Here is a 22,815-nt window from a genome sequence, read left to right as displayed (position 1 = left end):
ACGCCGCGAACTGTGGAGGTCGAGATCGTGATCCGGCGGTTTCCCCTGCCCGGCGGCAGGCGCAGCGGTCCGGCGCTGGTCCGCAGCGCGATCGGCGGTGTGGCACTCGGGCTGCTGCTGGCGACGACGGCAACCGCGCAACCGCTGTATCCGCGGCCCGACCCGGACCCGTTTTATGCGGCTCCGGCGGATCTCGCGGCATATGAACCAGGGGAGGTGCTCGGTGTGCGGGCACTGCCGCCGCTGGCGACCTTCCCCGGATCCACTGTCACGTTGGTCAAATTCCGGTCCACCAACTCCCATGGGGCGCCGATCGCGGCGACGACGACCCTCCTCACCCCTTTCGGCAGTCGGCCCGGCGGGCCGCTGCTGTCGTATCAGCACTTCATCAATGCGCTCGGCACCGACTGCGCGATATCGCACCAGCTCTACGGCGGCGATCCGAGCCTGGCGGTGACCACGCCGATCCTGAACCTGGCACTGGCGCGGGGCTGGAGTGTCGCACTGCCGGATCACCTCGGGCCGCAGTTCGCGCTCGGGGCCGCGCGGTTGGGCGGCCGGATCGTCCTGGACGGCATCCGTGCGGTGAAGCGCCTGCCCGCACTCGCCGCGGACAACGGACCGGCGGTGCTGGCCGGCTACTCCGGCGGTGGCCTGGCCACCGCATGGGCGGCCGCATTGCAGCCGACCTACGCACCGGAGCTGGAACTCGCGGGCGCGGCCATCGGCGGCGCCCCGATGAATCTGGTGACGATGGCCGAGGCGCTGGGCATGGACAAGCATCCTTCGTTCGGGTTGGCCATGGCCGCGGCGATCGGTCTGGAGCGGGAGTACCCGGACCGGCTTCCGATCAGTTCGTATCTCAACCCGCGTGGTCTCGCGGTCGCTCGAGACATGGCCGACAGCTGCAGCAGCGAGATCCTCACCGAGGGGGTCGACGGCAGCGCTCGGGAATACCTCACCGACACCTCGATCGTGGACAGCCGCGGCGCCCGGTCGGTGGTGGAGGAGAACAGCCTCGAACTCTACGGTGGGGTGCCGCGGACCCCGATTCTCGAATGGCATTCGCCGGACGACCGGCAGATCCCGATCGGTGCCATCGACAACACGGTCCGCCGCTGGTGTGCGGCGGGGGTGCGGATCCAGACGCACCTGGTGAGCTCGGTGGCGCTGCCGTCCGCACTCGAGCACGTGGCCCCCGCGGTACTGGGCGCGCCAGCGGTGTCGCTGTGGCTCGACGCCCGAGTTCGTGGAGAGCCCGCTCCTACCACCTGCTGAAGTGGAAAACGTTGTGTCGCAGCAATATCCGCTGGTCGTGCCGACAATCAGTCACGACCGCCGCCGGAACCGGTGGAACACGGAAAACCCGGAGCTGCGGATCGCGATGATCTCCGGAGCCGAGGAGGGATGGGTCTGCTGGTCGGCACCGGCGCGTGCGACGGCCGGCCGCCCACCGCCGGAGCCGACGCGCCGCATTTCGACAGTTGCGTCGGCGGTCTCGGGGCAGGGGTCACCTTTCTCGCGGGTCCATGCGCCGGTGAGGAATTCGGTGGGGTCCGGTCCCACATCGGACGGGAACAACTCCCAATGAAATGTCGCGTTGGTGTGCGGCTCGTTCGATCCCGCGAAGCAGGGATAGGGAATGCTGTAGCCGGCCCGCCAAGCCCCGTTTTCGAGCACGAACATGGGAGCGAAGGCGGCGCGAGGATCTGTGGCGGTATCTGTGCCGTGATCTGTTTGCGTCGTCGCGGCACAGCGCTCGCCGTCGCGCATGCAAAGGGTGTAGTACTGCTGGCGGAACTTACTCGGTGGTGGGGGTTTGGGAACGTCGAGTGTCGCAGTGTAGGTGATGGTCACGTCGTAGGCGCCGCTGATCACTGCGACGGGTCGGCCATCGGCGCGATCGGGGAGGGTTTCCGGTGGCACGACAGGGACCTTCGGGTCGGCCTCGCCGACACGCGAAATCCTCATCTCCTGTTGCTGGGTGAATGCGCAGGGACCGCCGACGAAGCTGAGGTAGGTTCCGGTCCACGGCAGGGCGCCGGGCCGGAATTCGAGTCGCTGCCACGCCTCGACGTTCTGCGGCGCCTTGGTGATCGGATTCTCGCAATCGGGGTCGGAATAGGACGGTAGCTCCCTGGTGATCATCCACGCGCCATCGCGATAGTCCGCGGAGAATTTGGTCGGGGCCGTCTCCGGCTCGGACTTGCTCTGGCTGGTTATCGAGGCGACGCAGCGTTCGCCGTGCGATGGACAGTCGGATCGGACCGACCACGTCCGGGTTTTCGGAGGCCCGTTGTCCGGCTTCCCGTTGAGGGTCCGGGGTGTGTAGGTGACCTCGTATTTGCCGTCGAAGGCGAGCGGGGGCTTCGACGGCTGGGTCAGCCACCAGATCCCCGCACCCAGCGCCGCCGCGATCAACGCCGCGGCCACCGCCACCGTAACCCGGATGACAGGCCGTCTACGTCGCGGCGCCACGTGGCCGTCTGTGGATTGCAGGCCGGGCGACTTCGCTGCGGATCGCGCGTCGACAGTGGAGTTCTGCTCGGCGCTCGGCTCCGGGGAGGAAACCGGCGGCTGCGTAGCGGGCCGAACGCTGTGACCACCGAGGACGGTCGGGACCGATGCGGGGTCGGCTGCGGGAATGCTTCCGTCGGCTACCACGGGAGCGGTGGTCAGGGCGGCAGCGGCGGCGGACGCCAGCTCTCCGGCGGTCTGATAGCGGTCGTCCGGATCTTTCGCCATGCCCCGGGCGATGACATCGTCGAACCCGACCGGCAGGTCGAGGCGCCGCATGCTCGGCACCGGGGGAGCGGCGGTCAGGTGCGCCGCGATCTGTTGTTCCGTGCTGGTGCTCGGGTAGGGCGGGATCCCGGTCAGGAATTCGCACAACACGCAGGTAAGGGCGTACACGTCGGACCGAGCGTCGGCGACGCCGCTGGTGAATCGCTCCGGCGCCATGTAGGCCAAGGTTCCGATCATCGTGCTGGTGCTGGTCAGCGGGGTATTACCGGCCGAACGCGCGATACCGAAGTCGATCAGATAAACGAAGCCGCTGTCGGTGACCAACAGATTGGATGGTTTGACGTCGCGGTGCACCAAACTTTGGGCGTGTGCCGCATCCAGAGCCGCCGCGACCTGGGTGATCACGGCGACCGCCGCCTCCGGCTCCATGGCGCCGTCGCGGTTGAGCAGGGTCCTCGCGTCGGCGCCGTCGATCAAGCGCATGTCGAGGTAGAGGTGGCCTTCGATTTCGCCGTAGCCGTGGATCGGGACCACATGCGGTTCGCGCAGTTGAGCGGTGTCGTGGGCTTCGCGTCGGAAGCGTTCCCGGAAGTTGGGATCGACGGCGCACCGTTCGGGCAGCAACTTGACTGCCACGATGCGGTCGGTAGCGGTGTCGTAGGCCCGCCATACCTGGCCCATGCCGCCCTCACCGATCAGTTCGTGCAACCGGTAGCGACCGAACGCTATGCCGTTCACCGACCACCTCCCGCACGGATGAATTGCGTTCGCTATGGAGGATCAGAATCGTGAATAGGTCGCATATCGATGATATCGGCCCGACTTTCCTACTGCATCACCACCTTGGCCGCATAATCCCCATCCATTCCGGTGATTCCGTTCAGCTCAGACTTTCTCGGTGGCGGGCAGATGGGCCGCGCAGACCGCCTCCACGAATTCGCCGACGGTGCTGTCGGACAGATTTCGCGCCAGATCGGCCTCGGTGATGATGCCGACCAGCATGCCCTTGTCGGTGACCGGGAGCCGACGGATCCGCTGTTGCTCCATGAGCAGCAGCACGTCGTGCACGTCGGTGTCGATATCGACGGTGTGCAGTCGGTCGGCGCCCTGTGCCAATTCGCCGGCGGTGGTGGATTTCGGATTCGCGCCGATGCCGACCACCTTCACGACGATGTCGCGATCGGTGACGATGCCGACGGGACGGCATTCGCCATCGCAGATCGGCAATGCGCCGATGTCGAGCTGCCGCATCCGCTGGGCGGCTGTTTCCATGGTGTCTCGGACATTGATGTGCTGTACGTCGGGCCGCATGATCGTCCGCGCGGTCGTCATGATGCGTCTCCCTTCCACTACGGCGACGTGCTCGCTACTCCGATCATCATTCGACGGCGGCGGAGCGATCGACAGGGCAGAAGGTCATCTGCGTGCCCGGCTTCCACCAGCATCGGCGGCCGGATATCCGGATGGTCACAGCGACCGGATTTCGCCCCGGGTCGTGGCGGCTCCGGCGTAGCGTCCTTCTCGCAGTGTGCACGTTCTCTCCTGAGCAACCACGCAGTTTCTGCTCGCTACCACCCGGGCTGTCGTCCGGGACGGTTACGAATCCAGACCGCACGGAACCAGGACAAGGAGATCGTCATGAGAGCCACACGCCTCGTTCGTCTCGGGCTTCCCCCGTTCTTCGCCGCCGCGGCGGCACTGTTGTTCTGTCCGCCGACCGCATCCGCGCAGGAGATGTGGAACTACAACTGTTCGTCCCATTCGCCGGTGTGGGAGGGCAGGGTGACCGCTATGGAGTGCACGCCGTCCAACGGCGCACCGGCGAGCGGAGAGATCACGCAGCCGTTCCTCGTGAACGGCGGCGAGGTCGTGAGCTGCTCATCCGGTTGGGCGCACCTGCCCGACGTGATGGGCAAGGAATGCGGACCCGCGCCGATGCGATAGCCGATCGGCTACGCCGACCGGTGGGCCTTGCCGAATCCGGCAAGGCCCCTTCGCTTCCTGTCTTCTTCGGGAACAACGTCATCGAGCAGGCGGCATTCCACGGCGCGCTGGCCGACAGCGTGGCCGATGTCGCCACCCGTCCGGGCCGAAAGTGATTGTGCTCGAATGGCAGTCGTGGGCCGACTTGTCGCATCCGCATCCGGATCAGCTGGAAGCGACGGGGCGGCAGCCGAACTGCGTCGGCTGGCCGGGGCCGATGCGGGGCGCTATGATCGACGCGATGACGACTCCTTCTGTTCGAAGATTGGGGGTTCCATTCGCACAAGGTGAGTGCTGATGCTCACTCACATCGCGAATGGGGACGACTCCCGCCTTTCCTTCTGGCTGCGTGTGCGTGAATTCGCCGTGCCGCCTACCATGATCGAGACTGCTACCGCCCGCCGTCGTGTGGGGGACTGGGCGGGCGCGTGCGCCGCGGCAGGCTTCGATATCGATTTCAGTTTGCGGTCGGTGACGCGTAGTCACGGACACGCACTCGCGGCTCGAATCCGAGCCGATCTCCGGCATTTGGCTCCTGACCTGTTGCGCTGGCATATGCCGAGGGTCGCTCCCGATGGGTTGTTGCGACCGGGTCTGACCATCGCCTTGGCTCGGTACGACGCGGAGCCGGACCTGTGCGGCGGCGCACCCCCGATGCACCTTGTCGCACGGACGGCCCCGGCTTGGGCGGATGCCGGTCAGCGGATCAGCCTCGCGCTGTGGGACGGATCCGCTGCCGGGGCCGGCCTGCATCCGCATCCTCGTCCCGATCGGCGTTTCCGCCTGGATCTCCATCGTCACCTGTGGGATGCGCGCAGGGTCGATGAGCTGGGATTACGGTCCGGGGCCGCGCAACCGGCGAATGACCGTCCGGTCCTCGATCCCGAACTGCTCGCCACGGTGCCGCAGGTCAGGCGCTGCGCCGTAGACCGATGGGCGGCCGAGGCGGAGATTCTGCACCAGGCCGAGGGACGGCGCGGCGGTGCTTTCGTCGTGCGGTTCGGAGCCCGGCAACGGTTGGTTCTGTACCTGGACGCGGACGACGGCGCCGTGCCGCCCACGGTGCGGATCGCGGCGGAATACCCGCTCGGCGGCGTCTCGGCACTGCCCGTCCTGCCCGACGCGGCGACCTGGGTGCTGCCCGATCTGGAGCTGATCCGTACCGGCGCGATAGCGGCCGATCGGCTGCATCCGCTGGTCGCCCCGGCGCTGGTACCCGACTACTCGCCGAGCGACGCGCCGCGCCTGCCCGACCGGGCAGATACACCGCGCCTGGTGCGGTGCAGGGGAGAACAGCACCGGATCGGGCTGGTCGACGGGGTCTTGTCCGCGCTCGACCACGACCAGGCCGAGATCCGGCGGGAGGAACTGCTGGTCGCTCTGACCGGCACTCCGTTGCCTTGCCTGCGGGCTATCGACGAGGCGCACCGTCATCCGGATTGTCTCGCCGGTGTCCGGGAGCGGTTGGACCATGGCGACACCGCCGGTGCGCTGGCCATCGTGGGAGGACTGCTCGGTCCCGACGCGATACTGCGCGACGGTGCTCTGCGCGATGAACTCGAAACGTCCGCGCGACGGCGCATCACCTACGGCCTGTTCAAGTCCGGCCTGTCCGAACTCGGAATCGGCCGCATCCCACCGATGCGCCGCCCACGCGATCGTCGCGCGCACCCGCGCAACGCGACTTCGCACTGACCGGGCGATCCTCGCCCCACTTCCACTCGACTCCGCCAACCTCGAGGTGATCACGCATGCTTACTGCTGTCCGCACGTCCGCCGATCCGGTCCGCCCCACCCAACTCGATGTCGCCGACGAGTTACTGACTCTGCTGCGCGAGGTGACCACCGAACCGCGCCCCGACCCCCAACTGGAGGCTTTGGCGCTGGCCGTGGCCGCCGACCTACCGGTTCTGCTGTGGGGTGAACCGGGAATCGGGAAAACCGCCGCCCTGACCCAGCTCGCCGCCGATCTGGACCTTCCGCTGACCACGGTGATCGCGAGTGTGCACGAGCCATCGGACTTCTCGGGCCTGCCCATCATCGGAGACGACCCCGCGGAACACGGCGTCCCGATGGCTCCGCCGGACTGGGCCGTACGACTCGTCCGGGCCGGTCGCGGACTGCTGTTCCTGGACGAGTTGTCCACCGCACCGCCCGCGGTGCAGGCCGCCCTGCTCCGTCTGGTCCTGGAGCGGCGGATCGGCACCCTGCGACTGCCGCCCGATGTGCGCATCGTGGCCGCGGCCAACCCGCGCTCATCGGCGGCCGACGGCTGGGAGCTGAGCCCGCCGCTGGCGAACCGGTTCGTGCATCTGCAATGGACCCACGATCACGACGTCGTGGTCCGCGGCCTCGGCGGGACCTGGCCGCACGCGACGCTGCCACGGCTGGCTGCCGAAAAGCTCGGCGAGGCCGTGGCTTTCGCACGCCGTGCGGTGTGCGGGCTGCTCGCGGCCCGTCCCGCTCTCGTGCATCAGCTGCCCAGCACCGAAACGCGCCGGGGCGGTGCGTGGCCGTCGCCTCGAAGCTGGGAGATGACACTGCGGCTGATCGCCTTCGCCACCGCGGCCGATTCCTCCCGTGACGTGCTTTCCCTGCTGGTCCGGGGCGCTGTGGGCGACGGGCCCGGTTTCGAACTGCTGGCGGCCCTCGACCGGATGGACCTCCCCGACCCGGAGGCACTGCTCGCCGATCCGGCGGGCGCTGTCTTGCCCGAGCGTGGGGATCTGCGCCAGGCCGTGCTCGACGGCGTGGTGGCGGCAGTCCGCAAACGCCCGGAGAAGTCCCGCTGGGATGCGGCATGGGCGCTTCTGGTCAAGGCGTCGGAAACCGGAGCCCCCGATCTGATCGTCGTTCCGGCAACCACTCTCGCCACGCTGCGCCGGGATGAGTGGGACGTGCCCGCTGCGATCGAGCGACTCGCCGCAGTGGCATCGGTGTCCCAGGAAGCGGATCGGGCAGCGGGCCGTGTCGCCGCGAAGGCGGGCCGATGACCGCGAACGCGCCCGGTGCGCTGGACCGCGACAAACTCTTCGCCGCCCGCTTGCAGGCCGCCAGGGTCCGGCCCTATCTTGCGACCGCTTTGTTCGCCCTGCACGTCGTGGAGTCGCGCCGAGTACCGACCATGGGCGTCGACCGGCACTGGCGATGCTACGTTTCGCCCGCGTTCGTCGACCGTATTTCGGTGGAGGACCTGGCTTCGGTGTGGGTGCACGAGGTGTCGCATCTGCTGCGCGACCACCATGGCCGCAGCGACCGATTCGCCCGGCGACACGACCTGACCCGCCCGGCGGAACGACTGCGGATGAACATCGCAGCCGACTGCGAGATCAACGACGACGCGTTCGGCGACGGTCTGGCCAGGCCGGGCGACGCTGTCACACCGGCGTCGTTGGGGTTGCCCGAAGGGGAGCTCATGGAGGACTACCTGCGCATGTTCCGGCTCGGACCGCATACGGACGGCATAGCCTGGCTCGACTGCGGCAGCGGCGCGGACGGATCGGAACGCGAGTGGGAGCTGGGACCGGACGGTGCGGACGGCCTCAGCGAACAGGAACGAGACGCCGTCCGGTTCCGGGTGGCGCAAGGCATCATCGGCCGTCCGGGAAACGCGTCCGAAGGCTGGCGGCGCTGGGCGGAAGAGGCCTTCCACCCACCGCAACCATGGCGGGATCTGCTGGGAGCGGTTATCCGTTCAGCGGTCGGTGGCGCCGGAGCGGGGGAGGACTACACCTATGGCCGGCCGGCACGGCGCTCGGCTGGGGTACCGGGCGTGGTGCTGCCGAGTCTACGGCGAACACCGCCTCGGGTCTCGGTGCTCATCGACACATCGGGGTCGGTCAGCGACACCGAGCTGGGCAGCGCGCTGCTCGAAGTGGCCGCCATCGCCCGTGCCGTGGGCGGGCGCCGCGACCTGGTCACCGTGCTGTCGTGCGACGCGGCGGCGAGGATCGTCCATCCGCTGTGCCGTGCCGAGCGCATACCGCTGGTCGGCGGCGGTGGTACCGACCTGCGCACCGGCATTGCCACGGCAGTGCGGACCCATCCCCACCCCGACGTCCTCGTGGTCTTGACCGACGGCCAGACGCCATGGCCGTCCAGACGGCCACCGTGCCGGACGGTGGTGGGCCTGTTCCGTCGGCAGCACGCCGGTTCCTGGCGTGAACACGATCCCGACTACATTCCGGAGGCGCCGCCCGGCTGGGCCCGAGTGGTCGATATCGGGTAGGCGCCCGCCGCTGGGAGCGCGCGATCGGCGACTCCACCTGGCGACCTCACCGCCAGGGATCCGGCCTCGGTGATATCGCGGCCCTCATTAGCATCAATGCACGACTAAATCGAGGAATCCGAGGAACCCACGTTGAGCACCGAACAACTTGACCGCTGGAACGCCCAGGAAGCCGCCGCCGAGGCGATGATTCCCATCATCGGCACGTTGTATCGGCGAAAGGGCGTGACGATCCTGCTGCACAGCCGGTCGCTGGTGAACAAGTCGGTGATCAGCATCCTGCGCACGCACCGGTTCGCGAGGCAGATCGCAGGCGAAGAGTTGTCGGTGGACGAGACCCTTCCGTTCCTGCAAGTGCTCGGTGAACTCGACCTGGGGCCGTGCAAGATCGACCTCGGCCAGTTGGTCATGACCTATCGTGCCGACGATCACGGACTTTCGATCCGCGAGTTCACCGAAGCGGTGCTGGCCGAGGTGACCAACGGCAACAAGGCTCAGTCACCCGGACCGAGGGATGTCGTGCTCTATGGCTTCGGGCGCATCGGTCGCCTCGTCGCTCGCCTGCTCATCGAGAAGGCCGGATCCGGCAACGGGCTCAACCTGCGTGCCGTGGTGGTGCGCAAAGGAGGTGACGACGATCTGAGCAAGCGTGCGTCGTTGCTGCGCAGGGATTCGGTCCACGGCCACTTCAACGGCACGATCAAGGTCGACACCGGCAATGACACGATCACCGCGAACGGGAACACGATCAAATTCATCTACAGCGATGATCCGACGACCATCGATTACACCGCCTACGGCATAACGAACGCGATCCTGATCGACAACACCGGCAGGTGGCGCGATCGCGACGGGCTGTCGCAGCATCTGCGCCCTGGCATCGCGAAGGTCGTGCTCACCGCGCCAGGCAAGGGCGATATCCCGAACATCGTGCACGGCGTCAACCATCGCAGCCTGGATCTTTCCCAGCGGATCTTCTCGTGTGCCTCCTGCACGACCAACGCGATCGTCCCGCCGCTCAAGGCGATGGACGACGAGTACGGCATCATCCGCGGGCATGTGGAGACGGTGCACTCGTTCACCAACGACCAGAACCTCCTGGACAACTTCCACAAGGCGGATCGTCGCGGTCGTTCCGCGCCGTTCAATCTCGTGCTCACCGAAACGGGCGCCGCGTCCGCGGTCGCGAAGGCCATGCCGGATTTCAAGGCCAAGATCACCGGCAACTCGATTCGCGTTCCCACCCCGGACGTGTCCGTCGCGATCCTGAACCTGCAGCTGCGGCGGGAGACGACCAAGAGCGAGGTGCTCGCCTACCTGCGCGGGGTTTCGCTGGCCGGGCCGTTGAGCCGCAACCTCGACTACACCGCCGCCACCGACGTGGTCTCCAGCGACTTCATCGGATCGCGCGCCGCGTCGATCATCGATGCCAATGCCACGATCGTCGAGGGTGACACCGCGATTCTCTATGTCTGGTACGACAACGAGTTCGGCTACTCGTGCCAGGTGGTGCGGACCGTGCAGTACATCTCGGGCATCGAGTATCCGACCTACCCTCAGGTCGGCGCACGGCTGGACGGCGCCGCCGACGACCACGTGCTGACCGCGACCACCTGACGCGCGGACCTTCCACCTGCTCGCGTTCCGGCGCCGTTACGCGGGCAGGTGGCCGTAGCCGACGATGTTGATGAAGTAGTGGCCGGGAATCAACTGGTTCATCGCGTGCCACTGTCCCGCCGGATCGCGCTGGTAGTAGCTCACCGGCAGCGAACCGACGTCATAACAGACGATGTCGGCGGTGCCGAACGGGCTCCAATAGGTGCTCGCACCTGCGCGAGCGGGTTCGAGCGGCGTCGTGAACAGGTGACCGCACGGGGTGATGCTCGGTTCGTAGATCGAAGGTGCGGCGGCGGCGGTCGGCGCGAGGCCGGCCACACAGACACCGCTCAATCCCGCGCACACCGCCGCGGCCAATGCACCAGGGACAAGCCGCCCCATATCGGTTCTCCTCACATGTCCGATCGACAGCAGTGAGCACACGATAGCGGCCGAAGCGGTGGGTTCTAGACCTCTTCGAGAGCCTCACCGATCTGGTGCGCGACGCGATTGTGCTGATCCTGCGCCAGCCAGTGACCGGCCGCGAGGACCACCGCGACGGGCCATTCGATGATCTCCGCGGCAGCCAGCGCGCCGAGTGCGCCGTAGTACGCCAACTGCTCGGGCCGCGGGATACGGATCCGGCCGACGACCGGCAGGTCCATCGCGAAACCCTGCGCAGCCAGCACCTGATCGACGGCATTCCGGTGGCCGGTGGATGATTTTTCGGCCATTTGTTGCCTCCCGGTAATGGTCTGTTCGAGAAGTCGACGCCTGGCATCCGCACGGTGTCCTATGTGATGACGACTGATCGACGTGGCGGCTCCGATCCGCTGACCGGCGCACTGACACAGGTGCTGGCCGTGCCATTGCGGGAGCTGTACGCGATGCTGTGGCGCTTAGGGGTCATCGAAATCGTCGACTGATCATTCGTTGTCGGCCGTCCGCGGCAGCGCCCATCGACAGCCCCGGCTACCGTCGCGTCGGCCGTGCGGGCGCTGATGTCCTGCCTGGTGAAATCGTCATAGTCGCTCCGTCGCGTTCATCCTTCGGATACCCGGGAGCCAGCCAAAGTTTACCTCTGGGCAGGAGCCGAGGCGCGAGGACAGCTCCACATTCCCGACTTGCCCCGACGATGGTGTGCGACTGCCTTCGCGCACTCGCCCCCGCGCGGCAGGCGCCCGAGAGTCCGATGTCGCCGCCGGGCGCATTTCCGCCCGCCCACGACCTTGGCGTGACATTTTCGCGACCATTTCGTAATGTGTCGGTGACCTATCCCCGACAGTAATCGGTATCGACATCATGTCTGGCCAACACCGCAAACGAGCCGCAGGCCGAAAGTTCACCGTTTTGGCTGCGTGTGGCGTCGTGGCGGCCTTGGCCGTCGTGCTGTGCGCGGCGATGGGAACTGCCCCGGAGGCTCGGCATGCCGCCGTCGATTCGCCTTCGTCCGCGGTCGAAACCGATCCGGCGCCGGCCACCGTGCCGTCGACGGCACAGCAAGCGCCGGCAGTGGCCGCGGCCGGGCAATCATTCCCGTCGGCCAAGGCTGCCCAGCAGCATCCGCCCCCGCCGCCGCCCCCCGTCCCGTGTTCGACGGAACTCGCCGGCGCACGGCCGCACGTGGCGCAGGTGGGCAACCTGCTCAAGAAGACTTTCGCCGTCGCCGATGTCGGCGGCGCCGTCGGCCGTGGCGACGGCGATCACGGCGCGGGCTTGGCGCTCGATTTCATGACGCCCGATCCGGCGCGCGGCGACGCGATCGCCGAATTCGTACTCGCCAATCAGCAGCGTTTCGGGGTGACCTACGTGATCTGGCGGCAGCGCTACAACGACGGCAGCGGTTGGTCCTACCTGGAAGACCGCGGAAGCCCGACCGCCAATCACTACGACCATGTGCATGTGTCGTTCGATCAAGCCGCCCACGGTGAGGTCACCTGCTGATCCGAGATCGTCGCGGACCGAACGGAGATCCGGGTCCATCGGTTCGAATCGGCCCGCCTCCTGCGCGGCGATGATGTCGCGGCGGGCGCGCCGGTGCCGAGCACGTGGACCGGCCCGAGCGCTGAAACGCTCCCAGCCGTCGCCTCGCCACCGGGCGGTCGGGTCGTCCGAGCGGCGTCCTGTGATCGTGACAGGATCTCGACCATGCCGATTTCGACCAGTTCGTTCGACCATGTCCGCCTGACAGTGACCGACATCGACAGATCCCGCGCGTTCTACGACGCCGTGTTCGGATGGCCGATCGCTTGGGAGTGTCCCGCGGACGCGGACGAAGCCACCCGCGCGCGATTCGGGTTCCTCTTCGGCGGAGTGATCTACCAGATGGGTGACGCGCTGCTCGGACTCCGCCCGGTCGCCAGCGATCAGTTCGACGAAGATCGAGTGGGGCTCGACCACCTCGCCTTCGCCCTCGCCACTCGGGAGGATCTCGATGCGGCGGCTGCCGTGCTCGATGAACTCGGCATCGCGCACGCGGGGGTGAAAGACCTCGGTCCGATGTACATTCTGGAATTCCGCGATCCGGACAACATCGCGCTGGAATTGGTCGTACGCAAGCAGTAATCGCCCCCTTTCGTCGCGCAGGCGCGGCACCGTGGCCTGCCTCGCCGAAGACACCGGAACTGTTTGGGCTCGTATGCCGGGGGTACAGCCCGAACACCTTCTGTTCGCGCCGTCGATGCGCAGGTCGGACACTGCTCGCCGGAGCCGGAAGTTCGCCCCGTGGACCGTGTCGGCGCGCGAGCTGGTGAATGCGGGCTCGACATCGAGTCCGAAGGGGTTGTGGTGAAGGAGGACCGGTGTGGACGTGAGAATGCTTGGGGCAGCGGATGAATGCCCGATCGATGACCGAGAGTCGAAGGGCGTGACGCACAGCCATGGATAGCGTACCGACTGTCGGTGTCGAAGAGGAATTCCTGCTGACCGATCCCGAAACCGGCGCTCCCGCACCGAACAACATCCGGGTCGCCGAAGCGGCGAAGAAGGCGGATGTCGACCTGCAACTGGAGCTGACCAGCTGTCAGGTGGAAACCAGCAGCGCGGTGCACACCGATATCGGAGACCTGCTCACGGAATTACGCACAGTGCGCAGGACCGTCGCCGAATGCGCGGCCGACAACGACACTCGACTGCTCGCTGTCGCCGTGCCACCGACCGTTCCCGAGGGCTTTCCGGTCACCGATACGCCTCGATATCGGCGGATAGGGGAAACCTTCGGCATGATCGCTCATGAGCAAGGATTGTGCGGATGCCACGTGCACGTCGGAGTGCCCGACCGCGACACCGCGATATTGGTCGGCAATTACGTGCGTCCGTGGTTGCCGGTGTTCCTGGCATTGACCGCCAATTCCGCGATCTACCGTGGCAGCGAGACCGGCTACGCGAGTTGGCGCAGCATTCTTTGGCGGCGCTGGCCGAGCGCGGGACCACCGCCGTACTTTCCTTCCGTCGACGACTACGACGCGATCGTCGCCATGATGCTCGCCAGCGGCAGCATATTGGACAACAAAATGGTGTACTGGGACATCCGGCCCTCGGAATCGTTTCCCACCGTGGAGATCCGGGTCAGCGACGTGCCTGCCACCGCGGAGGAAGCCGCGCTGCTCGCCGCTTTGATCCGGGCCACCGTTGCCACGGGTCTGCGCTCGATCGAGCGGGGTGAGCCAGCGCCACCCGTCCCTGCCGAAGTGCTCCGCGCCGCCTATTGGAACGCCGCGCAGTCGGGCTTGGACGGCGACGGGCTCGATCCGGTCGAAGGGCGCGTGGTCCCGCACCGGGCCCTGTTGGACAAACTCGTCGATCACAACGAGCAGGCCCTGCGCGACTTCGGCGACCATACCTTCGTCACCGAGACGATCGCGGCCCTGGACGAGCGTGGAAACGGCGCCCGACGCCAGCTCCGTGCGATGCGCGCCCGCCGCGAAATCGGTGATGTCATCGCCGAACTGGCGCGCGCCACCCTCGAGGGATGCGCCTGAACCTCGTCGACTCCTGACGGTGCGGCCGACCGGCCGCACCGTCATGGCGATTCACTCGGCTGCGGTGAGCAGCGGCGCGAGCTGGCGCAGCGAGCCGAGATAGTCCGCACCCAATGCCTGCAGCGCGACGTGGTCGGCGCCCGCGTTCAGATGCTCGACCAGTTGCCCGGTGACCTCCACGGGCGTGCCGTGCACCGCGAGCACGTCGATGAGCCGGTCACTGCCCGGTTTGGCCACATCGTCCTCGGAGAAGCCGAGACGCCGCAGATTCGACACGTAATTGCGCAGGCCGAGGTACATGTCCACCATCTGCCTGCCGACTTCGCGCGCCCGCTGCGGATCGTCGTCGAGCACGAGCTTCTGCTCCGCGACCAGCAGCGCGGAGCCGAGGATCCGGCGCGCCCGGGCGGTGTGCTCCGGTGGGGCCAGATACGGCAGCGCGCCCGCGGTGCGCTCCCGGGAGAGTTCGAGCACCTTGGGCCCGAGGGCGGCCAGCGCCATCCGCTGTTTCGGCACCCCGGCCGCGTCGAGCTCGTCGAGGTATTCCACCAGCGCGTCGTACGGTTTCCGGTACGGCTTGTTGGCCTCCGGATGCCCGACGCCGACACCGAGCAGGAAGCGGCCGGGGAAGCGCTGTTCGATCCGGTGGAACGATTCGGCGACCGTCTTCGCCGGCGCCGTCCAGATGTTCACGATGCTGGTGGCGACGATCAGCGTCTCCGTCGCCTCGAGCAGCGACTCGACCACCGGCAGATCAGCGGGCGGCGAACCGCCGAGCCACAGCGCGCTGTAGCCGAGTCCCTCGAGTTCGGCGGCCTCCGCGGGGGTGAATCCCCGGTAGCCGCGCCATACTCCGTACCGTCCGAGACCGTCGATCGCCATAAACGTCTGAACCTCCCGTTCGTTTTGGTCATGACGGTATCCCGCTGCGCGCCCCGCCTCGCACAGGCGCGGATGCGGGCGAGGATTTCGTCAGGGAAACGATAACGGTGCGGTGCACCGGCGCCTACGACCCGCGGTGCCCTTGTTACCGTGGCTCATGACCAGCGAAGCCGTGCCGCGCCGCCGCGAGTTGCTACGTGACTTCTTGCGCGCCAGGCGAGCGAGGGTGCGGCCGGAGGATGCCGGTATTCCGGCGACGGGCCGTCGGCGCACGCCTGGATTGCGACGGGAAGAGGTCGCCGTGCTGGCCGGGGTCGGAGTGTCCTGGTACACCTGGCTCGAGCAGGGGCGCGACATCACCGTCTCCGACGAGGTGCTCGACGCGATCGCCCGGGTCCTGATGCTGAGCGAACCGGAACGCATTCATCTGTACCTGTTGGCCGGACTCAATCCGCCTCCTCTGGACTGCGCCCCGGTCACAGCCGTCACGCCGGAAGTGCGGCAATTGGTCGACGCTTGGGACGGGCGGCCCGCGGTGCTGCGCGACCGCTACTGGAATGTGCTGACGTACAACGACGCCGCGCGGGTGGTGTTCGGCTACGGCGAGGGGGAACACAATTGCCTGCTGACCTATTTCACCAATCCGCGCTATCGAGCCATGGACGAACTGTGGGCGGCGAACGCACCCGCCGTCGTTGCCGCCTACCGGGCGAGCGCGGCCATTTGTCCCGGTGACGCCGATTTCCGCAGGGTGGTCGACAAGCTCCGTACGGTGAGCCCGGAATTCGCCGAACTCTGGCAGCGGCAGGAAGTCGGAGTTCCCGCGCAGGCGGTGAACGCGCTGCGTCATCCCGACCTGGGTGACTTGTTCTTCGACGCGACGACGCTGACGGTCGCGGACCATCCCGCGTGGCAACTGGTGCTGTACAACCCGCGGCCGGGCACCGACACCGGCGAGCGCCTGGAACGGCTGCACCGTCACCGCGTCACCTCGCCCGCCTGACGGTCGCAAGGTGGTGGTCCCACACCCACCATAAACGCGCACTGTTCGCGCCGGGGCCGTGTCGGCACGCTGAACCCATGACGCACGACAGCTCCCGATACAACGGCAAGATCGCACTCATCACCGGCGGCACCAGCGGCATGGGCTCGGCCACCGCGCACCGGCTCATCGCCGAAGGAGCGCAGGTGATCGTCACCGGGCGCGACAAGGCCCGGCTCGACGCCGCGGTCGGTGAACTCGGGGATCGGGCGCTCGGAATCGCCGGTGACGCAACCGATCTCACCGACCTCGACGCCTTGGTGACGACCATCCGCGACCGGTTCGGCCGATTGGACGTGGTGTTCGCGAACGCGGGCATCGGCGCGTTCCAGACCATCGAGGAGGTCACCGAAGCCGAGTTCTATCGTGTTCTCGACGCCAACCTCAAGGCCGCGTTCTTCACCGTCCAGAAGACGCTGCCCCTCCTGCCGGACGGTGCGGCGATCGTCATCAACGCGTCCTTCGCCTCGTATCGCGGCGCACCGGCCGCCGCGCTCTATACCGCGAGCAAAGCCGCGGTGCAGAGCCTGGCCCGAACCTTCGCCGCCGAACTCACCACCCGGCGCATCCGCGTCAACTCCGTGAGCCCCGGGTACATCGACACCCCGGCCTTCCGAGCCGAAGCGTCGGCCGGGATCGAGTCCGCGATCGCGACCACGGTTGCCGCAGGCCGGGTCGGAACCCCGCAGGAGGTAGCGGCGGCGGTCGCCTTCCTCGCGTCGGACGAAGCGTCCTACATCAACGGGCAGGACATCCTCGTCGACGGCGGACTGATCTCGGTCGTTCCGGCAGCGATGCTGTAGCCGAGCTCGTACCTCGCCGTCCGCCGTTTCAGCCCACGGTCCATGCCTGCAGTTTCTCCGGATTCCGGATCGCCCAGATGTGCGTGATCCGGCCGTCGACGATGTCGAAGGCGTAGACCGAGACGATGGCGTCGTCGAGCAGTGCGACCAGGCCGGGCTGGCCGTTCACCGTGCGCTCCAGCAGGGTCACCGCGGGGCCCCTGGCAGCGATTTCCATCCAGACGTGGGCGATCTGCTCGGCGCCGTCGATCGGGTCGAGGAAGGCCGGTGCCAGGCCGCCGCTGTCGGCTCTCGCGGTCGCTTGCGGATCGAGCAGGCCGATCAGAGCCCCGATATCCCGGGCCTCCCAAGCGCGTTTGAAATCCCGGACCACCTCGCTTCGTTCGGTGTTCGACGGGTTCCGCGAGGTATCGATGCGGCGGCGGGCGCTGGAGGCGAGCTGGCGGCAAGCCGCGGGCGTGCGCCCGACGATCTCGGCGATCTCGGCGAAGGAGTAACGGAAGACGTCGTGCAGCACGAACGCCACCCGCTCGGCCGGAGTCATGGACTCCAGCACGACGAGAAAGGCCATGCTGATCGACTCGTCGAGGGTGACCCGGTCGGCGGGATCGACGGGCCCGTCGAGCCACTCGGACCGGCCGGGCACCGGCTCCGGAATCCATTCGCCCACATAATTCTCCCGCCTTGCCCGCGCCGAGCCGAGCAGATCGAGGCAGATCCGGCTGGCGACCGTCGTGAACCACGCGCCGGGCGCCGCCACCTCCCGCCGCTGCCGCTCCGGCAGCGCGTACCAGCGCGCATAGGTCTCCTGCACCACGTCCTCGGCCTCGGCCAGGGAGCCGAGCAGCCGGTAGGCGAGATTGATCAGCTGGCGTCGTTCACTGATCACCGCGGGCAGGTGCGGGTCGGTCATGCTCGGCTCCTTCGGTCGGTGTGTCACTCACAGAATCGACGGATCAGCGACCCGATTTGTGAGGCTGCCTGACATTCCGGACGGCTGTGTCGTCGGTAGGTCGTGACACTAAAAATCGGCATCATCCTCGGCAGTACCCGGCCCAACCGCAACGGCTCGCAGGTCGCCCGGTGGGTCCTGGAGGCGGCGTCGCAGCGCGACGACGCCGAGTTCGAATTGATCGATCTGCGCGACCACCCGCTACCGCATCTGGACGAGCCGGTGGCGCCGATGTTCGGTCCGTCGGTCAACGCGCATACCCGCGCCTGGGCCGAACGGATCGCCCCGTTCGACGGCTTCGTGGTAGTGACCCCGGAGTACAACGGCGGAGTCCCCGGCGTGTTGAAGAACGCCCTCGACCACCTGTTCGCGGAGTGGGGTGACAAGGCGGTCGGATTCGTCTCCTACGGCGTCAACGGCGGCGCCCGCGCGGTGGTGCAGTTGCGGACGGTCTGCAGCACGCTGGGCATGGCCGTCGTCGGCTATCAGGTCGCGATCTCGGTGCTCACCGATTTCGAGAACCACACCACCTTCACACCGCGTGAACACCATGCCGCCGCCCTGGACAAAACGCTGGATCAGATCATCTCCTGGAGCGCTGCGCTCGCACCGCTTCGCGCGGACGCCGAAACCACTCTCGCCCATTCCTGAGGAGGCGATCATGACCGGGAACAATGACATCCAGTCACGCGCTGAGCTGGATGAAGTCGAGTTGCGCCGAACAATCGACAAGGCGGTCGAAGGCCTGCGGGTCAAGGACCTCGATGCCCTGAAGCGGCTGTACACGCCCGATGTCGTGTCCTTCGATGTCGAGCCGCCGCTCCAGCATGTCGGGATAGCGGCGAAACTGGAGAATTGGGCGAAAGTGTTCCAGTTCTTCGAGAAGGTGACCTATGAGGTTCGCGACCTGACGTTCACCGTGGGCGGGGATGTGGCCTTCGGGCACGCCTTCGCTCGTCTCAGCGGCACGCTGAAGAACGGAGCGGAAACGAGCGGTATGTGGGTCCGGGTCACCTACGGAATGCGGAAGATCGACGACGCCTGGCTGATCGCTCACGACCAAGTCTCGGTGCCGCTGGACATCTCCAGCGGCAAAGGCGTGGTCGACCTCGAGCCCTGACGGGTTCGGCTGCGCACACGGGTGGTTGTGGAACGGTTTCGGCCACGACCACCCGTTTCCGGGGTCGTAGCTCCACGTCCTATTCGGCGACCACCGTGATCTGCGCCTGGTCGACCTGAACATCCGGCGCCGTCGGGTTGGCCTCGGCTCGAACAGCGACGCGCGCCCGATCGATCCCTTCGGCCTCGAGTTCGGCCGCGATATTGTCGCCCCGGGCCTTCGCCAGAGATCTGGCGGCCACGATGTCGGCGTCGCGGGCGTATGTCGTGATTTGTATTTTCGTCTCGTTCCCTTTCAGCGGGATCGCGACCGCTTTGATGGTGGCGACATCACCGGGGCCGAGATCGGAGCTGCCGCTGTCGAAGGTGATCGGCACGGCGGCGATTGCCGCGTTGATCACGTCCTGGATCTTCTGCTGTGCGGTATTCAGGGCCGAGCCCACGACAGAGGACGCCGTCGCCCCCAAGGTCCGCGAACCGTGCGTCCGCTGATCCGTCGGTGTCGCCGGATTCGATCCGTCGTCCGACCCGCACCCTGCGGTGATGATCGAAACCACCGCGGCCATCGCGATTCCACTGACGCTTTTTTTGGATCTCATCGGCCTACTCCTGTATGCGCTGGAGAATTCCGTTCGCGTCCTTCGACGCCTGGACATCGGCGCTTCCGCAGGGCCGGACTCCGGTCCGGCCGGGCACGTCGATCGGTGACGCCTCGCACAGTGATCCTGGCACAGGTGGGGCATTCGCAACGTGGTTTCGGTGTCCCGGCCGAAATGAAGTCGGTTCGGCCACTGGAATCGATCAAGTAGACGTGGTCGCGGGGAACTGGGCGTAGCGTTCGATTCGTCTCCACCGAGACGAGTTCGCACGACAATTCCTGACGGAACGAGCAAAAAGGACAGTGAGCGCGGTGCGGTCCGTGAAGTTGTCGGTGGCATTGGCTCGCGAAGTATCTCTCGCGCGCACCCAGGTCGCGACCGGCTGGCTGCGCGGAACGCCATTTGGACGGACGCTGCGCCGTGTGATGGACGGTCTCGCCGAAATCCAGCTCGTGGACCGGTCGCTGGCCCTGGCCGCGCAGATCTTCACCTCGGTCTTGCCGGTGATGATCGCCGCATCCGTCTTCAGTGGCTGGCATGCGCCTGCGGAGACGATCAACGACCAGTTCGGCTTCGACTCCGCAGCGGTGTCCGCCGACGGCGGATCGCTTACCGCCAACCCGGCGATAGCGGCGTTCGGTGCGGTGGGCCTGCTGATGGTCCTGCTCGGCGGCACGTCGTTCGCACGGGCTCTCGCGCGCATGTACGAGGCGGTCTGGAAAGTGCCCGCCATCGGTCCGCGAGAGGCTTGGCGATGGCTGGCCGCGCTGCTCGCTGTCGCTCTCGCCGCCGGGCTGGTGGGGCAGATCCGCGACCTCACGCAGATCCGCTACGCAGGCAGGCTGCTCGCACTACTCGGTGAGGTGGTCATCTGGATGTTCGTGTGGATGCTCGCTCCCTTCCTTCTGACGAAGGGAGCGCTGACGGGCCGTCTGTTGTGGGTCTCCGGGGCGCTCACCGCGATCGGATTGACAGCGGTGCACGCGGCAGGCCGGGTCCTCTTGCCTCGGATCACGACGAACGCCCGAGAGCATTTCGGTCCACTGGGACTGGCCTTCACGTCGGTGAGTTGGCTTTTCGTCCTGTCGGTGGTGATCGTGGGCGCGGCCGCGATCGTCAAGGCGCTGGCTCTGGACGAAACCGCGATCGGTCACTATCTGCGCGGGCAAGCCGACGACGACCGGGAATGACGCACCGGCCGCGGCATGCGACGCCAGGCCGCCGATGTGGGTCTGTCAGCGCTCCGCGCCGGACTCGGCTTTTCCTGACGGGCGTCCATCCTCTCCGCCGCGCGGAGCGGCCGGTCGGCGAGGCAACAGACCGGTACCGAACAATGCCGCGACCGCCAGCACAGCGGTCACGGCGAATGCCACTTGCAGCGCCTCGAGACGGGCGTCTGAGTTGACCGCCAAAATGGCGTCCGCGGTGGCGTCGTCGACACCGGAGCTGTCGAGCGCGCCCGCCAGCTGGCTGTCGGACAGGAACGGCACCCCGGCGGCGAGTTCCGTGGTTGCTTGCTCTCGCACGGACGCCGGAACCGCCGGGTTGTTCTCGATGCCGGCGACGACGGTCGAGGTGAGCGCGGCGATCAGGATCGAACCGATCAGCGCGGTGCCCAGCGACGCACCGAGGGTGCTGGCGGTGTTCTGTAGTCCGCCGACCTCGGAGCTGCGCGAATCAGGCACCGCCGATACGGTGACGGCGCCCAACTGGGAGGCCAACGCGCCCAGCCCCAGACCCATCAACAGCATCGGGATCGACACCACGCCCGCATTCGCGCCCGGGTCCATCCCGGCGGCGAGGATCAGAACGCCGACGATCATCGCGCCCAGACCCAGCCGAACGACCCGGCGGGGGTCGGCCCGCGGTCGGAACCGGGGGATGCCCGCCGCGGCCAGGACAAGCGCGATCGACAACGGAAGGATGCGTACCCCGGTCTCGAGCGCGTTGAGTTCGAGCACCACCGACAGGAACAGCGGCACCGAGAAGAACACCCCGGCTTGAACCGCGAACTGCGCGAAGAACATGCCCGACCCGCCGACGAGTTGCCGATTCCGCAACAGTCCCGGATCCACCAGCGGGTCGCGGCCCCGATCCACCAGATACGTCTGTCTCCGCAGGAACAGGTACAGCGTGAGCAGGCCACCGATCAGCAGCCAGATGACCGGCGACAGACCGAGCACGGCGGGTCCGCCGGCCTTGGCCCGCACCCAGCCCCATTCGCTCGACCGCAACACCCCGTAGACGACTGTGCCGAGGCCGATCACCGACAGCAGCGACCCGATGACATCCAGCCGGACACGCTCGGCGGGAGCGTCCTCGATCCGGCGCAGCACCAGCAGGATCAACACGACGATGACCACTTCGCCGAAGAAGACATACCGCCACGACGCGAACGTGGTCACGGCGCCACCGAGCAGTGGGCCGACGGCGACTGCCATCGCTCCCGCCGCCGCCACCAGGCCGTAGGCCGCGGACCGGCGTTCGGGTGCGAAATTCCCAGCGACGAGAGCGACGATCGCGGGCATGATCAGGGCGGCTCCGATTCCCTCCAGCAGAGACCACCCCAGCAGCAGAATCGGCAGGTTCGGGGCGAGCCCGGTGATGAACGAGCCTGCACCGTAGACGACGAGGCCGAATCCGAACGTCCGGCGGCGGCCGAGGATGGCGCCCACCTTGCCGCCTGTGATCATCAGCGCGGCCATCACCAGCGTGTACAGGGTGATGGCGGTCTGGATGCCGGTGATCGTGGTACCGAGATCCTGGGCGACCGTGGCCATGGAAACATTCATCACGGAGCTGTCGAGCGTCATCAAGAACTGCCCCGACGCCAACACGACCAGCACGAGCGAACTCGATCGGGCGGCCGATGCTCTGCCGTTCATC

The 22,815-nt window shown here is 67.2% G+C and carries 25 protein-coding genes; 17 read left to right on the top strand and 8 right to left on the bottom strand.

What is annotated here, in order from left to right:
* Positions 1-27 precede the first annotated feature (27 nt).
* Positions 28-1,278, top strand: coding sequence for a lipase family protein (locus tag U3653_RS18330; RefSeq protein ID WP_195081426.1), 1,251 nt, complete (start codon positions 28-30; stop codon positions 1,276-1,278).
* A 51-nt stretch (positions 1,279-1,329) separates the two neighbouring features.
* Here the strand turns inward: U3653_RS18330 and U3653_RS18325 are convergent, their stop codons facing one another.
* Positions 1,330-3,483 (bottom strand): serine/threonine-protein kinase, encoded by a 2,154-nt coding sequence (locus U3653_RS18325; RefSeq protein ID WP_195081254.1) that lies wholly within the window; start codon positions 3,481-3,483, stop codon positions 1,330-1,332.
* A 147-nt stretch (positions 3,484-3,630) separates the two neighbouring features.
* Positions 3,631-4,077, bottom strand: coding sequence for a CBS domain-containing protein (locus tag U3653_RS18320; RefSeq protein ID WP_195081255.1), 447 nt, complete (start codon positions 4,075-4,077; stop codon positions 3,631-3,633).
* A 306-nt stretch (positions 4,078-4,383) separates the two neighbouring features.
* Between U3653_RS18320 and U3653_RS18315 the strand changes: the two genes are divergently transcribed.
* The 6 genes from U3653_RS18315 (at position 4,384) to U3653_RS18290 (ending at position 10,573) form a co-directional block, all read left to right on the top strand.
* On the top strand, positions 4,384-4,689 hold the full coding sequence (locus tag U3653_RS18315) for a hypothetical protein (RefSeq protein WP_195081256.1): 306 nt from the start codon (positions 4,384-4,386) through the stop codon (positions 4,687-4,689).
* A 20-nt stretch (positions 4,690-4,709) separates the two neighbouring features.
* Positions 4,710-4,844: a hypothetical protein gene (locus U3653_RS18310; RefSeq protein ID WP_324722402.1), complete on the top strand. Its 135-nt coding sequence runs from the start codon at positions 4,710-4,712 to the stop codon at positions 4,842-4,844.
* Between the two features lie 181 nt (positions 4,845-5,025).
* Positions 5,026-6,423, top strand: a complete 1,398-nt coding sequence (locus U3653_RS18305; RefSeq protein ID WP_195081257.1) for a hypothetical protein — start codon at positions 5,026-5,028, stop codon at positions 6,421-6,423.
* Between the two features lie 56 nt (positions 6,424-6,479).
* Entirely contained in the window at positions 6,480-7,721 is a 1,242-nt protein-coding gene (locus U3653_RS18300) for an AAA family ATPase (RefSeq protein ID WP_195081258.1), read from the top strand.
* On the top strand, positions 7,718-8,956 hold the full coding sequence (locus tag U3653_RS18295) for a vWA domain-containing protein (RefSeq protein WP_195081259.1): 1,239 nt from the start codon (positions 7,718-7,720) through the stop codon (positions 8,954-8,956). The genes U3653_RS18300 and U3653_RS18295 overlap by 4 nt, the downstream gene beginning before the upstream one ends.
* A gap of 132 nt (positions 8,957-9,088) precedes the next feature.
* Complete coding sequence (locus U3653_RS18290) at positions 9,089-10,573, top strand: glyceraldehyde-3-phosphate dehydrogenase (protein ID WP_195081260.1); 1,485 nt, start codon at positions 9,089-9,091, stop codon at positions 10,571-10,573.
* Positions 10,574-10,609: 36 nt separating this feature from the next.
* Here the strand turns inward: U3653_RS18290 and U3653_RS18285 are convergent, their stop codons facing one another.
* Together U3653_RS18285 and U3653_RS18280 are read right to left on the bottom strand one after the other, a co-directional pair.
* A complete protein-coding gene (locus U3653_RS18285; RefSeq protein WP_195081261.1) occupies positions 10,610-10,954 on the bottom strand; it encodes a hypothetical protein in 345 nt (114 codons plus the stop codon).
* A 65-nt stretch (positions 10,955-11,019) separates the two neighbouring features.
* A complete protein-coding gene (locus tag U3653_RS18280; protein ID WP_195081262.1) occupies positions 11,020-11,286 on the bottom strand; it encodes a hypothetical protein in 267 nt (88 codons plus the stop codon).
* Between the two features lie 66 nt (positions 11,287-11,352).
* Here U3653_RS18280 and U3653_RS18275 point away from each other — a divergent pair, with 66 nt between their 5' ends.
* The 4 genes from U3653_RS18275 (at position 11,353) to U3653_RS18260 (ending at position 14,532) form a co-directional block, all read left to right on the top strand.
* A complete protein-coding gene (locus U3653_RS18275; protein ID WP_323124262.1) occupies positions 11,353-11,478 on the top strand; it encodes an Rv1535 domain-containing protein in 126 nt (41 codons plus the stop codon).
* Between the two features lie 376 nt (positions 11,479-11,854).
* Positions 11,855-12,496 (top strand): VldE C-terminal domain-containing protein, encoded by a 642-nt coding sequence (locus U3653_RS18270; protein WP_195081263.1) that lies wholly within the window; start codon positions 11,855-11,857, stop codon positions 12,494-12,496.
* Positions 12,497-12,700: 204 nt separating this feature from the next.
* Positions 12,701-13,117, top strand: coding sequence for a VOC family protein (locus U3653_RS18265; RefSeq protein WP_195081264.1), 417 nt, complete (start codon positions 12,701-12,703; stop codon positions 13,115-13,117).
* 314 nt (positions 13,118-13,431) lie between these two features.
* Positions 13,432-14,532: a glutamate--cysteine ligase 2 gene (locus tag U3653_RS18260; protein WP_195081265.1), complete on the top strand. Its 1,101-nt coding sequence runs from the start codon at positions 13,432-13,434 to the stop codon at positions 14,530-14,532.
* A 51-nt stretch (positions 14,533-14,583) separates the two neighbouring features.
* Here the strand turns inward: U3653_RS18260 and U3653_RS18255 are convergent, their stop codons facing one another.
* Positions 14,584-15,414: an LLM class F420-dependent oxidoreductase gene (locus U3653_RS18255; RefSeq protein ID WP_195081266.1), complete on the bottom strand. Its 831-nt coding sequence runs from the start codon at positions 15,412-15,414 to the stop codon at positions 14,584-14,586.
* Positions 15,415-15,571: 157 nt separating this feature from the next.
* On the opposite strand from U3653_RS18255, the gene U3653_RS18250 reads away from it, so the two are divergent.
* Together U3653_RS18250 and U3653_RS18245 are read left to right on the top strand one after the other, a co-directional pair.
* Entirely contained in the window at positions 15,572-16,417 is an 846-nt protein-coding gene (locus U3653_RS18250; protein ID WP_195081267.1) for a helix-turn-helix transcriptional regulator, read from the top strand.
* A gap of 77 nt (positions 16,418-16,494) precedes the next feature.
* Positions 16,495-17,259 (top strand): glucose 1-dehydrogenase, encoded by a 765-nt coding sequence (locus tag U3653_RS18245; protein WP_195081268.1) that lies wholly within the window; start codon positions 16,495-16,497, stop codon positions 17,257-17,259.
* Positions 17,260-17,287: 28 nt separating this feature from the next.
* Here the strand turns inward: U3653_RS18245 and sigJ are convergent, their stop codons facing one another.
* Complete coding sequence (sigJ, locus tag U3653_RS18240) at positions 17,288-18,172, bottom strand: RNA polymerase sigma factor SigJ (protein ID WP_195081269.1); 885 nt, start codon at positions 18,170-18,172, stop codon at positions 17,288-17,290.
* Between the two features lie 102 nt (positions 18,173-18,274).
* On the opposite strand from sigJ, the gene U3653_RS18235 reads away from it, so the two are divergent.
* Positions 18,275-18,862: an NADPH-dependent FMN reductase gene (locus U3653_RS18235; protein WP_195081270.1), complete on the top strand. Its 588-nt coding sequence runs from the start codon at positions 18,275-18,277 to the stop codon at positions 18,860-18,862.
* A gap of 10 nt (positions 18,863-18,872) precedes the next feature.
* A complete protein-coding gene (locus tag U3653_RS18230) occupies positions 18,873-19,331 on the top strand; it encodes a YybH family protein (protein ID WP_195081271.1) in 459 nt (152 codons plus the stop codon).
* A gap of 79 nt (positions 19,332-19,410) precedes the next feature.
* Here the strand turns inward: U3653_RS18230 and U3653_RS18225 are convergent, their stop codons facing one another.
* Positions 19,411-19,773 (bottom strand): OmpA family protein, encoded by a 363-nt coding sequence (locus U3653_RS18225; RefSeq protein WP_195081272.1) that lies wholly within the window; start codon positions 19,771-19,773, stop codon positions 19,411-19,413.
* A gap of 100 nt (positions 19,774-19,873) precedes the next feature.
* Here U3653_RS18225 and U3653_RS18220 point away from each other — a divergent pair, with 100 nt between their 5' ends.
* Together U3653_RS18220 and U3653_RS18215 are read left to right on the top strand one after the other, a co-directional pair.
* Positions 19,874-20,038, top strand: a complete 165-nt coding sequence (locus tag U3653_RS18220) for a hypothetical protein (protein WP_195081273.1) — start codon at positions 19,874-19,876, stop codon at positions 20,036-20,038.
* 202 nt (positions 20,039-20,240) lie between these two features.
* Entirely contained in the window at positions 20,241-21,119 is an 879-nt protein-coding gene (locus U3653_RS18215; RefSeq protein WP_195081274.1) for a hypothetical protein, read from the top strand.
* 45 nt (positions 21,120-21,164) lie between these two features.
* Here the strand turns inward: U3653_RS18215 and U3653_RS18210 are convergent, their stop codons facing one another.
* Positions 21,165-22,814, bottom strand: a complete 1,650-nt coding sequence (locus U3653_RS18210; protein ID WP_195081275.1) for an MFS transporter — start codon at positions 22,812-22,814, stop codon at positions 21,165-21,167.
* Between the last annotated feature and the right edge of the window lies 1 nt (position 22,815).

The sequence above is a fragment of the Nocardia implantans genome (assembly GCF_035544775.1).
In the GTDB taxonomy this organism is placed as follows: domain Bacteria; phylum Actinomycetota; class Actinomycetes; order Mycobacteriales; family Mycobacteriaceae; genus Nocardia; species Nocardia implantans.
Note: the sequence above shows the minus strand (reverse complement) of the source record. Positions and strands in the feature narration are given on the sequence as shown.